We start from the raw sequence: 13,942 nt of genomic DNA, 5'->3' as shown, positions 1-13,942 counted from the left end.
TACAGTTCTTCATTTTCAGTGAGAACAGAAAAGCCGCGATGACCATTGGTTTCGCGGCTTTTTAGTGTGCTCTCTCAGATCGGTACTACATCGACTGCTACCTGAAAAGCATGTTTGCCCGTACTGAAAATGATTCCTTTTAGGGGCGATACATCCCCGAAATCGCGTCCCCAGGCGGTGGTAATATGGCGCTCCTGCGGAATTAAATCGTTGGTTGGGTCGAAATCACACCAGCCAATGTCAGGAACATAAACCGATACCCAGGCGTGCGTAGCGTCGGAGCCCTGTAGTTTAGTTGTACCTGGTAAAGGTTGTGTTTCGAGGTAGCCACTGATATAGCGAGCCGCAAACCCCATACTCCGCAAACAGGCAATAGCCAAGTGTGAAAAATCCTGACAAACTCCTTTTTTCTCGCGTAATACCGTTTTGAGTGGTGTATGAATGGTGGTGGAACCCGATACGTAGGTAAACTCTGAATAAATTTTACGGCACAACAAGCGGGTACTTTGATAAAAAGACTGATTATCACTGAAACAGTCGGCCCCGAAACGGCTTATTTCATCATCCCACTGAACAAATGGGCTCGGAAGCATGTAATCTAGGAGCATACCTTTTAGGGCATTATCTGTCCTGATTTTTTCTTTAGCTTCTTTTGAGGTGATAAAAAAGTCGGTAATGGTTGATGAGCGAGTTTCAACAACGCTTTTGGCTAGTATAGTAAGTTTATTATGTGGTTTGTAAATTGAAAAATAGTGAAGGGTATTGCCAAAATAATCCGTACGCAAATAAATGTCATCGGGTGTAGGTGAAATAAGCAGCGAAAAGTCACGACAAATTTGCCGTGCTGAATTTTGGGGCATTATACAGGCTAAACCATGATAGTTATTCACGTTTTCACTGTAATTGTACTGGGTTTTATGAATTAGCCTATAATTCATTTTCAATGTCAATAATTGTTTCTGTAATCGAATGCTGAGGAGCTGTATGATTGAAGTACTGACTTGTGGTGTAATCTGATACCGATAAAATTAACTCGTATACATTGGATAAAATACCATCTAACTTTTTATACGCCTGAGATTTTGTCTCTACCACCGAAATCTCAGATACATCAATAAGTTTTATTTGGGTAGATGCTTCTAGAATAGCTTTTCTGGATTTACTCAATCGTACAGACGATTGAGGTAACAGGCTTAGATTATGGTCGAGTGAGTCTAATAAATAGGCCAGCGAAGCTGGTATTTGCTTGTCTAACAGGATCATATCCAGCACATACTCCATTTCGAAGTTTGTTTTATACGTTGCCCGATAATGCGATAGTGCAAAATGGTTCATTAATACGACTTCCATCAATTCATTTTCTATAAACGGCTCGGTCTTAATGCTGAAAATGGACTTAATGATGATAATTTTCGATAAAATTCGCTCTACTAATTTACCCGCTTCAAATAAATAATAACCGTTATTGCGAGGAATAGCTTCGCTGACTATGCCATAGAATTTAAATAGATTATTTTGTAAGCTAGTCAATATATTGTGAATGTCATTTGGGTTTTGGTCGGATCGAATTTGCTGGAGTTTTTCATTAATATTCTCAATGACATCAATCGTTCGCCAGGTTACATTATTCCAGCGTTCCCGAACGGCGATCATGGCTCGCAAAAAGGATTGAATGGATGACGTAATTGTTCCGGTTTTTGCTGCATTACCAATACTATCCGCCATGATTGGATAGGGATTTTTAAAGTCTTCTTTATGTTCGTCCGAAAAGCCAGGCTCAATTTTTATTAAATTCGATACGGTTTTCAGGAGGATGTCTATGTGCTGTGTTTTATTCTGGCTACCAAAGTTTCGCTGAAAATTTAAGGCGTTCATCGTAATCATTAAAAAAGTAGTCGCTGTCATGCTTCGCTCACTGTATCGAGCTGCCCAATACATATTTTCGGCACTACGGCTTGGTAACGACGTCTGCGATTGCTGATACGAAATGCCCGGCAGCTTAATGCGTTCCCGTATTACTTCGGCTTCATCGGATACAATCCATGTATCTTTCGAAATACTGCCGTACTGGTTAGAAAACGTGAACTTATCTTTCTGGGCCGAACTCCGTGTTAATCCGCCATCCATGACCTGATAGCCATTGGGCGTAGCCGTTAAAAAGGCGCGAATGGCCGCGTACCGAGGTTCAATACGATTGTCGACGAAGGCGGGTGTGGTTGAAAAACTGACCTCTTCCTGCGCTACATAGTCTGTTGGATTTTGCAGTATTTGTGCCCGTAACTGTTGTAGTTGGTCCTTCGATAGCTGTTTTCCATACACCGAACGGAAAACCTGTTTCCTATTTGCCTTTTTAATGATCAGTCGATCCAGATTATCCAGCGTATTCTGTAGTTCTCTGGGTTGCCCGCACCACCAGGTGGCTACAGAAGGCAGGATTAATTCTTCACGTAAAAAATAGCGACACAAGGAAGGTAAGAACGCATTGAACGCCGTGTTTTCAACAGCGCTGCTACCAGGTGGGTTAATTACCATGACGTTCCCGTTTCGAATCACCTGCAATAAGCCCGGAACGCCTAATTTTGAATCCAGCCGCAATTCAAGCGGATCACACCATTCGTCATCCACCCGCCGGATAATAATATCGACCCGCTGCAACCCGTCGATGGCTTTAATCCAGACAAAGCCGTTCTTCACAATTAAATCGTCGCCCTGAACCAATGTATAGCCCAGATAGGAGGCTAAATAGGCCTGCTCAAAGTAGGTTTCGTTATTAGGGCCAGGGGTTAAGTAAACAACGTTTAAAAAATCGGATTTCTCTCTGAATACTTTAAAGATAGATTGCTGAGCCTGGGTGAAAAAAGGAGATAACCGGCTCACATACATGTCCTTGGCAAGCTCCGGCATTATTTTGGTGAGTATCACCCGATTCTCCAGGGCATAGCCTGACCCTGACGGAGCCTGTGTCCGGTTATCGACAACCCACATTCTGCCATCTGGTCCTCGGGCCATATCGGCGGCATACATCACCAATTGGTTCTGGGTTGGCAATTTTATATCCTGACACGGACGGAAAAAGCCTGTATTGTTATACACTAACTCGGCAGGCAGAATCCCCTGTTTAATGAGTGTACGTTCTCCGTAGATATCCCGGAGCAATAGATCGAGCAATGTAGCACGCTGTTGTAATCCTTTTGAGATAGCCTGCCATTCGTTTTGCTCGATTAAAAAAGGAATCAGATCTAATTTCCAGGGGGTATTCAAACCGCCCGTGGCCTGGTAAATGTTATACGTGACCCCGTTCTCGCGAATTTTATTCTTTATTTCCTGGGCGCGATTTTGGAGTTCTCCATTCCCGATTTTTTCTAATGAAGAAAATAGTTTTTTCCAATGGGGTTTTAGCTCACCATTAGACGCTACAACTTCATCATACGAATTCAGTTTACTCCTGTATAAATCAAGTAGGCTGCTAGCAGATTCTGAAACCATAATCTTAGTAAAAACAACGGGTACATTTATTTGGAACGCCAGAACTAATGTAAATCAAGCATGTGTGTATACTCCTGATCCACTAACTCTACGGGCGTATCCATCCGTAGGTCTTTCTTGCGTTACAGATCGGTAAATACTCGGGGTGGACTTCACCGTAACCAGAATCTCCTCCTTTGGCGATGAGGTATGTCCAAAATCACAAAACGACTAATTCTGCTTAACTCAGCTTCGGTGCTATTGATCGGGTAGGTATCAAAATTACGCTCGCTGGAGTACGATCTAAAATACGTACATCCGCCCAGAAGATTATAGGTCGTTTTACGAGAGAATGCAACTTTAATAGGCATGGAGATACGAATTGTAGCAGTACGTGAGATGAGTTGCTGTTAGTACAGGTAAAATTATTGTCTTATTAGGCTTTGCCAACTTTTTTACTTGTTTTTATTGAATGAGGTAAAACATTCTTTGGGATAGTGCAATTTTTGCCAATTAGGCTATTGGTAAAGATCACTTAAAAATAGAGAGTTACTCGTTTCTGTAAGTAGAACAAAAGAACTATGAGACTCTTATAACTCGGTTAAAAACCATAGCAAACAGGGAGAGCATTGATACGAATAAAATAGGCAAAATCCGCTATATACGCGCCCGCCACTTGCTATGTGCTTATAGTAAAAAGCTGAAAATTGAGCGAATAAACAGATCGACCTACCTAACAACTTGATTGATGCGTAGTTATTGAAAAGGGCATTGAGCCTATACTTACGTTATAAGAACTTTTTGTACTAATGAGAATGTATCCATGCCAGTGTGGAAACACCTTACACTTCGAAAACACCTCCTGTGTTGTTTGTCATAGAGAAGTTGGTTGGTGCCAGGCATGCGAAGGAATTCGTTCGCTTGATGCTGTAGATGATTACACATATTGTTGTAATTATTGTCAGTCTCATGTAACAAAATGCTCTAATTGCCGTGATTATCAGGTTTGTAATCGTTTTGTGGAAGTAAAAACGATCTGGCAGGAAGCGAGCGCCTACTGTAAATGCTGTAGTTTGAATCGGATTGTTCCCGATATGACGGTGCCTGGTAATCAGGGAAAGTGGGCTAGTCTCGAAGCGGCTAAACGCCGACTGATTTATACACTGGATTTGCTGGGTCTTCCGTACGGTTCAGTATATGATGGTTTTCCTTTGCCGTTAACGTTCGATTTTAAGGGTAATGTGGTCCAGTTAACTCAGGCAGGAACGGATGCAGTTGTTGCAGAAAAGGTAATTACAGGCCATTCCGGGGGTGCAATAACAATCAATATCGAAGAAGCCGATCCTGTAGAGCGGGAAAAGCTGCGGGTGGATTTTGGAGAATCGCGCCGTACCTTAATCGGGCATTTTCATCATGAAATTGGCCATTATTACTGGCAATTGCTGGTCCAGAATACCTGTGAGGATGACTGTAAAGCCGTATTTGGCGATCATTCCGGTATCAACTACTCGGATGCCATGTATCGCTATTATCAATATGGTGCCCAACGCAACTGGCAACAACACTACATCAGTGCGTATGCCAGTATGCATCCCTGGGAGGATTTTGCGGAAACATTCCGTGCCTATCTCGAAATGATCACGATTCTGGATACGGCCGAAAGCGTCCACCTGCTGCTGGAGGCCGAAGAGGCTGTTGATTTCCAGGGCACTCTATTTGAGAACCTGCTTATTAAGTATGAAGAGCTAGGAATTAAACTCAATGAAATGAATCGCACGCTGGGCTTGCTGGATGCAGTTCCTGAAGTATTTACGCGGGCTGTCGTTCAGAAGATGCGATTTATTCATAAACTGGTTCAGCAGGGACGCCTGCTGAAGAATAGCTCACGGAGACAGGCTGTTTTTGCTTAATAAGAATTTTAGAAGGGGCGTTCGATACGCCATATTTTGGAGATATGGCGTATCGAACGCCCCTTCTAAAATTCTCGTAGTTAGCTTAGTTAATCTACCGTGCTCAACTTCACGGTATTAGTACGGCGAGACTGGGTTAAGGGCATACTCAACGTATTTACGAAGATATCGCCCGATACCAGTTTTCCTTGCCCGATGAGAGTTTGTTTGATACCCTCAACTGTCTGATCAACGGTCAGGCTCAGATCGGGTTCGTACGGAAGCACTTGAACACCCCAGTACAAGCCTAAGGTATTACGAAGCTGTGCATCTTTCGAGAAAACGTATAAATCAGCTTTTGGGCGGTGGTGCGAAAGCCGTACGGCCGTATAACCGGAGTTGGTTATTCCAATAATGGCTTTCGCCTGTGTATCGCGGGCTAATCGGCAAGCGCTCATCACGACGTTATCGTTCAGCACATTCTCCGTTGGGTGCTCGTTGACATACGCATGGTACCGGTAATAAATTTTGTCGGTAGTGGCTTCAACCTGTTTAATGGTATTAGCCATTGCTTCAACGGCCAGGATCGGGTATTTGCCCGAGGCCGTTTCGGCGCTGAGCATTACGGCATCGGCACCATCCATTACGGAGTTTGCAATATCATTGATCTCGGCGCGGGTTGGGCGTGGTGCATCAATCATGCTTTCGAGCATTTGCGTCGCCACAATAACGGGCTTACCCGCTTTGTTACACTTTTCAACCAGCATTTTCTGAATCATCGGTACCTCTTCGGCAGGTAATTCAACGCCGAGGTCACCCCGAGCCACCATCAGGCCGTCTGTAGCGGCAATGATTTCGTCGATATTCTGAATCGCTTCGGGTTTTTCGATCTTCGCAATTACGCGACTCTTTTTCCCTTTTGATTTGATGTACTCTTTAATTTCGATGATTTCAGAAGCTTCCCGTACGAATGAGAGCGCAATCCATTCGGCATCGTGTTCAAGACCAAATTCGAGGTCAGCCCAGTCTTTTTCCGTCACAGCCGGCATCGATACCTTTGTGTTCGGCAGGTTTACGCCTTTTTTCGACTTCATCGAACCGCCATACACAACTTCTGTAACAACATCAGTACCTTCTGTTCGGAGAACCTTAACTTCCAGTTTTCCATCATCCATCAGGATGCGTTCGCCTGGGTGTACATCCCGGTACATGTCTTTGTAGGGTGTGCTCACTCGCTGGGCGGTACCAATAATATCGTCGTTGGTGAAGACAAGCTCCTGACCCGGTACAATCATGACGCCGTCTTTATGTTCGACGTTGCCGATACGGATTTTGGGGCCTTGTAAATCCTGCAATACGCAGAGATTAAGGTTGTATTCTACATTCAGTTCGCGGATGCGGGTAAGGCGCATCAGGTGATCTTCGTGCGTGCCGTGCGAGAAATTCAGCCGGAACACATTAACCCCAGCTTTGGCTAATGCCAACAATTGTTCTTTCGTATCGGAAGCCGGGCCTACGGTGGCTACAATCTTGGTTTTCTTTGACATGGGACGGGAAAAATTGGGCAAAATCGGCCAGTAGCCGGTGCAAAAATAACCGGATGGGCTTATAAACAGTCGTATTAATGGAAATTTTACCGGAAACCTTACACGATTGTCCTTACCAGATGGTAGTAACAAGGTCGGTGTAGAGGGGGAAATTGTGGTCGGAGGAGACAATTGTCAGATCATCGGCAAGGGCTGTGGCCAGAATAATCCGGTCAAAAGGATCGCGATGATTTTCGTAGAAAGGGAGTTGTGTATAGGCTTCAATATGATTGGCCGATAGGGGTAACTATATAAAATCGGATAGTAAGGCTTCCTGTATAATGTCATAAATCGGCCATTTTATACCAGGATCTCTCCCCAAGGCAGTTTTTATCGCGATCTCATAAAAGTTAATAGGACTTACATAAACTGTATCTGCTTCCTGAATAAACGTTCGTGCTGTCTTTGTGAGTTTATCAGAATCATTAAGGGACCAAATTAATGCCTGCGTATCCAGTAAAATCTTCATTACATATAATCTTTCAGGTCATCAAGTGGGTCGTTAAATTCCTTTGATGACCAATATGGGTGAGTGAAAGTACCTTTTAAACGTCCAAACTGGCGTTTGGGCTTTTCCTGGTTTTCGACGGCATCTTCCACAACCGTCACAATCACCTTGGCATTATTACTTTTTACGGGCAGTTCTTCATCCAGAATAATCTGCCCGTTTGTATAGGTTCCAGTTACCGTTGCCAGCATAGTTGTAGGCGTTTTTTAGCAATAACGTAAAATACTTACAAACAATCCACATCGGCCACTACGCTTACCTGCCGTAATCCCTTGTCGGTCAGGATGTCGTTGATGCGATCCTGAATGTAGGATTTTACGGCCTTTACATTCACTTTGTCGCGTTCGAGTTTGATGAGAATATCGAACAGAAACTGATTCCGAATCCGCTCAACTAAAGGCTCCTCGGGTCCTAAAATCCGGCTGCTGCCCAGAGCATCGGTCAACTCGGCGGCAAGACGTTCGGCGGCCCGGTGACTGGTGATTTTGTCGGTATGCCGAACGGTCAGTTTTATCAGCCGACAGAAAGGCGGGTAGTTGAAATCACGTCGCTCCTGAATCTCTTCTTCGTATAATCCTTTGTAGTCGTTCTGAATTACTTTTTGCAGAATTGGCTGTTCGGGATTACTCGTTTGGATGAGCACGGTACCCTGCTTTCCAGCCCGCCGACCTGCCCGGCCACTTACCTGCGTAATCATCTGGAAAGCCCGTTCCGTAGCCCGAAAATCGGGAAAGTGAATGAGTCGATCCGCATCGAAAATACCAACCAGACTAACATTGTCGAAGTCTAGTCCTTTCGTAATCATCTGGGTACCAACCAGAATGTCGACCTGACCCGTTTCAAATTCCTGGATGATTTGCTGATAGGCATTTTTAGCGCGGGTGGTGTCTAAATCCATCCGCAATACCTTCGATTCCGGGAAGAAAATCTGCAACTGGTCTTCCAGTTTTTCGGTACCAAATCCAATGGTACGTACTTTCGTAGAACCACAGGTGGGGCAGGTACGGGGCACTAGTTCTTTATGGCCGCAATAGTGGCAGCGAAGTTCGGCGTCGCGCTGGTGATAGGTCAGGCTAACGGCACAGTTGGGGCATTCGGCTGTCCAGTCGCAATCTTCGCACTGCATGTAGGGCGAATAACCCCTGCGGTTCTGAAACAGAATGCTTTGCTCTTTACGCTCGATGTTCGCTTCAAGCGCATCATGCAAAGCCGACGAAAATTCATTCTTCATCGTCTTCTGCTTTTTTTCCTTTTGGAGATTCACCAGCAGAATATTGGGTAATGTGGCATCGCCAAATCGCTGAAACAGTTCTACCAATCCATAACGACCCTGTTTGGCCTGGAAATAGGTTTCGAGCGAGGGCGTGGCTGACCCCAGCAATACTTTGGCTTGTTGCCAGTGGGCCAGCATCATGGCTACATCTCGGGCGTGGTAGCGCGGGGCCGGGTCATGTTGTTTATAGCTGGTTTCGTGTTCTTCATCAACGATAATCAGGCCCAGATTATCGAAGGGCAGAAATACCGCTGAACGCACACCGACCACAAACTGGTACTGCCCCGACACCACACCTTTCCAGACTTCCACCCGTTCATTATCCGAAAATTTAGAGTGGTAAATGCCCATTTTATCCCCAAAAACCCGTTGCAGACGCACCACAATCTGGGTCGTTAGCGCAATCTCTGGTAATAAGTATAGTACCTGCGACCCACTCCCAAGGGCTTGCTGAATAAGTTCAATGTACACTTCGGTCTTGCCGCTCCCGGTTATGCCATGTAGCAACACAATGTTCTGGCTTTCGAACTGGGCCATGATCTGCGACGAAGCCGCCTGCTGGGCATCCGTTAGTTTTATCTCCGCCTGCGGGGCGGCATTATCCGAGAAGCGAGGCTGGATAACCTCGAAGGCTTCGAATACCTGATTTTTAATGAGGGTCGTTAGGGAGGACTGCGAAAGCTCGTCGTCCTGATTCAGGATCGTCTTGTCTAACCCTTTCTGGTTGAGTTCCGGGTTCCGCTGCATGGGTACATGGCTCAGGTAGCGCATGACCACTTCCTGCTGTTTCGGTAGTTTTTCGAGTCGCTGCAGCAAGACCAGCAGCTGTTCCCGCTCTTCATAATTGGGATGCAGCCGAACCTTACGAATCATTTTCGGGATGTATTTCTCCCGAACTTCTTCAAAAACTATAACCGCTTTCTTACCCACCAACGACTTGATGAGCGCAGGCACATTGGTTCCTTCGCCTGCCAGCCGACCAAGTTCTTCGTAGGAAAGAGCAGGGTGTTTTTTGAGCTCAGCCAGTAAGATACCCTCAAATTCGGTGAGTAACTCAGGGTAGTCAAAATCAGGGTTGAATTGCACTTTAGACTGGCTCGAAATCTTCAGTCCAGAGGGTAACGCTACGTTCATAACGTCGCCTATGCAACACATATAATACTCTGCCATCCACCGAAATAGCTCCAGTTGGTAGCCCGTAACCAGGGGGTACTCGTCCAGTACTTCACTGATATAACGCGCCTGATAAGCCGTTGGTGGTGAATTATGTAGCTTGGCTACAACGGCTGTAAGTACCCGGCTATTCTTTTTGCCAAATGGGACAATCACTCTGGCACCAATTTTGAGTATGTCGGCCATCCCACGGGGCACCCGGTAAGTGAACAATTTTGGTACCGGAATTGGTAAAATTAAGTCGGCGAAGAAAGTTATTTCTTCACTCTCCAAGGATGAAAACAACGTGTCGGGTTGGTTTTTCACAATTCTGACGGGTATGGACAGTAAATATACGCATAAAAGCTCCCGCCATCTGGCAAGGCTTTTGTCTAAGCGATGCTTGTCTCTTTGCTTTTGTGAACATAAAAAAATAGTAAAAAAGTTAATGTTTTTTTATGTATCCTAATGAGTATTAGTAGTTTATTTATTCGGTAGTGCTCAGTACATTCCTTTTTCCAACAAAATAATTCTCAATCTATGAAACAAGTCTATGTATCCACAGCAGACCCATACAGGAATTGGCTGGTTACTTTTTTGGTAATTTTCGCCTGTATGTCAACTTCTAGTGCACAGGTAAAAGGCGTTGTTTTTCGCGACTTCGACTTGAATGGTATTCGCTCCGACACACTACCTATTGAAGTAGGGGTAGGGGGAGTAACCGTTTTGGCTTTTGTTGATTTGAGTAAAACGCCGATTTCAACCACAACGGCTGCCGATGGTAGTTATTCATTTAGTAGTGCAGATGTACCCGCCGGTAAAACTGTACGCGTTGAGTTTGAGGGTTTCTCAACCGGCGACTACAATGGTCCTTACGGAACAGGGAGTGGAACAAGTGTGCAATTTGTAAAAGCGCCCATCGACAATGCCAATCTTGGTATAAACTACCCTTCAGACTATTGCCAGCGAATTGGAATCAATCTGGTTACCCCTTGCTATGTCAATGGAAACACACAGCTGTCGGTAGATAAAGATGGAAATCCCGTACCGGATGACAAGCTAGCCGCTCATTCACCTGCTCTGGTTAGCTTTCCGTACAACGCATCCGGCGTGGCTGGATCGGGTAATTTTCCGCCCAGCGAGCTGGCAACAGCTGGCGAAGTGGGTGCCATATGGGCGCTTGCTTACCAGCGACGAGCTAAAAAACTCTTTAGTGCAGCCGTTGTTAAACGGCATATGAGTTTCGGTCCCGGTGGCCCAGGTGGGATTTATATAACCGACATGGTGTCGGGTACAACCGCAACATTTATGTCGGTTAGCGCTTTGGGAATCGATGTGGGGGATGATCCGCATAGTAACCCACTGGCCAATTTATTTGGTGATAAAACCCAGGCCAGCACCGACCCCAGCTCGATGAACGCTGCGGGGCGGACGAGCTTTGGCGGCATGGATATATCAGAAGACGATAGAACGCTGTATTTTATCAATCTCAAAGACCGTAAGCTGTATAGCCTGTTCGTTGATTCCCCAGCGGTTGTCCCAACGTCGGCTACCGCCGTGAAATCGTGGGATATTCCAAACCCGGGTTGTTCAAACAGTGATTTTCGTCCGTGGGCACTTAAAGTGCATCATGGTAAAATTTACATTGGGGTGGTTTGTTCTGCCGAAACATCGCAACTGCAAAGTGATTTGAAAGCTACTATTTATCAGGTTGACCCAACGGCTGCTACACTGGTGTTTACGGAAGTGCTGTCGTTCCCGCTTGATTACCGGCGTGGCCCAACTGATGTGACTACGGACCCGCTTCATCCTGAAAATAGTTGTGCTAAATACGATCACTGGCTACCCTGGACGGACGTTTGGCCTGCACCCTGTGGTTTAGGAAACAATCCTACGTTTGTGATGTATCCTCAACCCCTTGTGACGGATCTGGAATTTGATGATGATGGCTCTATGCTGATCGGATTTCTGGATCGTTTCGGCCACATGGCTGGCGTAGCTAATCATGATCCTAACGGAAACGGCTTGTATGATGGATTCACGGGGGGCGACTTATTACGGGCTTCTAGGACCAATGGGGCCTTTGTTCTGGAATCGAATGGGAAGTCCGGTACCTATACAGGTAGTGGAGTCGGTGATAACGAAGGGCCCGGAGGAGGTGAGTTTTTTGCTAAGGATAGCTGGTTTTTTATTGACCACGTAGGGCATGCTGAGGTAACGAATGGCGCCTTATCCTTTATTCCAGGCTACAGCGAAGTGATCACATCGGCTTTCGATCCCATTGAGAATGTGTATCAGGCAGGTGGCCTAAAAGTATTCAATACGAAAACCGGTGTCAATAACCGTAATTATGTTCTGTACAGTGTTGCACCTGGTTCCTTCGGTAAAGCATCGGGCCTTGGCGATAACAAAGCCCTTTGCGATCCGGCAACGGTTGAAATTGGGAACCGTGTTTGGTTTGATGATAACCGGGATGGTATTCAGGATGCGTACGAGCCAGGTGTTGATGGTATTGTACTGACACTGCATGACATGGAAAATGGCGGTATTCAGATTGGGGCACAAACAACCCACGATGGTGGCCAGTTTTACTTTAACAACACAACCGTACCGGGAGGGCTTCTGTACAACCATAAGTACGAAGTTCGGATGGATACACTCCAGTTGCCCGCGTTGGATATAACGCTGGGGGGCACGAAACCAGTAGGTGGAAAAGCACCAGCCAGTGGCCGGGTTGCTGCACGGGGCGCTCGCCAGGGAGCAGCCATTCCACAACGGTATTATACGCTCTCTCCGGCTAATCGCTCTAACTTTACCGATCCTGACCTGCGCGACTCCGATGCCAAACTCGTTGGTGGATCAGCCGTGATTGCCGTTACATCACTTGATGCAGGACAAAATGACTTTACGAATGATTTATCCATTTATTCCTGTCCAGAACTGGTTGCCGAAAAAGATACGATTGCTGTATGTGCCGGTATTGCCATAGACTCGATTGCGGCTGATGGTACGTATTTAAGCCGTGTCGATTCGGTTCGGTTCGTTGTGTTTAGCACTCCTCAATCGGGTACAGCCATGTATGGAAGTGGGGGTGTTGTGCTGGGTACCGTTAAGCCCGATGCTAACAACCGAGCTGTCATATACAAGCCAACAATTGATACAAACAATAACCTGCCAACTATCAAGGACCAATACGTTTACGCGATTATTTACCCAACTCCCGAAAATCTGGCCTGTCGTCAATCCAGTGAAACGGTCATTCGAGTTACTCCATCGTTATCGGTTACGGCTGCCGGTGGAGAGCTGAACTGTACCGTGAAGGAGGTTACGCTGACTGGACAGGCGCTTTATGGAGATGGTTCCCCAGCACTTAAGGCAACCTATTCCTGGACTGGCCCGGCCAGCTTTACCAGTTCGCAGCAAAACCCAATCGTATCCGTTGCCGGTACTTATACACTAACGATCGGCAATCCAGATTGCCCAGGCACATTCACACTGGCTACTGCCAGCGTAACTGCCGATACAACCTTGCCTGACTTACAGGCGTTTGGTGCTGCACTACCCTGTGTTAATTGTACGGCAACCCTCTATGCCGAGGCACCGGGTGCTACCTTACTCTGGACAGGGCCTAACGGGTTCACCAGTACAGAGGCCGAACCTGTTGTCAGTACTCCAGGCGAATACACGGTTACCGCAACGGGAGTAAAAGGTTGCAAAATATCGCTGACGGTTGATTTGTTGCCAAGTGAGAGTGATGATCCCTGTTTGAATCACGTCCCTGTTTGTGTGCCTATCGCCATTAAGCGAATTAAATAGCTTGTTAACTTAGCTGAGTCAGTTGTTAAACAAGAATGGGGGCATACTACATGTCCCCATTCTTGTTTAACGGAAAATGGGACGCTGGTGGTAGGATACCCTTATGGGTACATAGAGGAAACGGTGGCGATATCCGTTGCAGATAGACCAGTGCGCTGCCCTACAAAGGTGGTGCCGTCTTTTTTGGTCATCGTAGGCAGGCCATTTTTAGAGAAATCATACGAACCATACAGCATGACCGACCCAAAATCCA

Annotated in this window: 10 protein-coding genes; 2 read left to right on the top strand and 8 right to left on the bottom strand. The window is 46.0% G+C overall.

Annotated elements, in window-relative coordinates:
- Positions 1-74 precede the first annotated feature (74 nt).
- From ACYVGO_RS37370 to ACYVGO_RS37360, 3 genes are all read right to left on the bottom strand, one after another.
- Complete coding sequence (locus ACYVGO_RS37370) at positions 75-938, bottom strand: transglutaminase family protein (protein WP_142775592.1); 864 nt, start codon at positions 936-938, stop codon at positions 75-77.
- Positions 928-3,486, bottom strand: coding sequence for a circularly permuted type 2 ATP-grasp protein (locus tag ACYVGO_RS37365; protein WP_142775591.1), 2,559 nt, complete (start codon positions 3,484-3,486; stop codon positions 928-930). Before ACYVGO_RS37365 ends, ACYVGO_RS37370 begins: the two co-directional genes overlap by 11 nt.
- 152 nt (positions 3,487-3,638) lie before the next feature.
- Positions 3,639-3,842 carry a transglutaminase family protein gene (locus tag ACYVGO_RS37360; RefSeq protein WP_460974027.1) on the bottom strand — a complete coding sequence of 68 codons (204 nt, stop codon included), beginning with the start codon at positions 3,840-3,842 and terminating at the stop codon, positions 3,639-3,641.
- 432 nt (positions 3,843-4,274) lie between these two features.
- Here ACYVGO_RS37360 and ACYVGO_RS37355 point away from each other — a divergent pair, with 432 nt between their 5' ends.
- Entirely contained in the window at positions 4,275-5,375 is a 1,101-nt protein-coding gene (locus tag ACYVGO_RS37355; RefSeq protein WP_460973898.1) for a zinc-binding metallopeptidase family protein, read from the top strand.
- An 89-nt stretch (positions 5,376-5,464) separates the two neighbouring features.
- Here ACYVGO_RS37355 and pyk read toward each other — a convergent pair whose 3' ends face one another.
- The 4 genes from pyk to priA all read right to left on the bottom strand — a co-directional run bounded on the left by pyk (position 5,465) and on the right by priA (position 10,200).
- Positions 5,465-6,901, bottom strand: a complete 1,437-nt coding sequence (gene pyk / locus ACYVGO_RS37350) for a pyruvate kinase (RefSeq protein WP_460973897.1) — start codon at positions 6,899-6,901, stop codon at positions 5,465-5,467.
- A 286-nt stretch (positions 6,902-7,187) separates the two neighbouring features.
- Positions 7,188-7,409 (bottom strand): type II toxin-antitoxin system VapC family toxin, encoded by a 222-nt coding sequence (locus ACYVGO_RS37345; RefSeq protein WP_460973896.1) that lies wholly within the window; start codon positions 7,407-7,409, stop codon positions 7,188-7,190.
- Positions 7,409-7,639, bottom strand: a complete 231-nt coding sequence (locus ACYVGO_RS37340; protein WP_142775586.1) for a DUF2281 domain-containing protein — start codon at positions 7,637-7,639, stop codon at positions 7,409-7,411. Before ACYVGO_RS37340 ends, ACYVGO_RS37345 begins: the two co-directional genes overlap by 1 nt.
- Positions 7,640-7,674: 35 nt before the next feature.
- The gene (gene priA / locus ACYVGO_RS37335) at positions 7,675-10,200 is read right to left on the bottom strand and encodes a replication restart helicase PriA (protein WP_460973895.1); all 2,526 of its coding nucleotides are present in this window, start codon (positions 10,198-10,200) and stop codon (positions 7,675-7,677) included.
- Between the two features lie 288 nt (positions 10,201-10,488).
- Between priA and ACYVGO_RS37330 the strand changes: the two genes are divergently transcribed.
- Positions 10,489-13,689, top strand: coding sequence for an SdrD B-like domain-containing protein (locus tag ACYVGO_RS37330; RefSeq protein ID WP_460973894.1), 3,201 nt, complete (start codon positions 10,489-10,491; stop codon positions 13,687-13,689).
- Between the two features lie 101 nt (positions 13,690-13,790).
- On the opposite strand, the gene ACYVGO_RS37325 is transcribed toward ACYVGO_RS37330, so the two are convergent.
- Positions 13,791-13,942, bottom strand: a 152-nt coding sequence (locus ACYVGO_RS37325) for a M12 family metallopeptidase (protein WP_460974026.1), incomplete at its 5' end; no start/stop codon positions are given.

Source organism: Spirosoma migulaei, from assembly GCF_054776855.1.
This window is presented reverse-complemented; position numbering and strand designations above follow the sequence as displayed.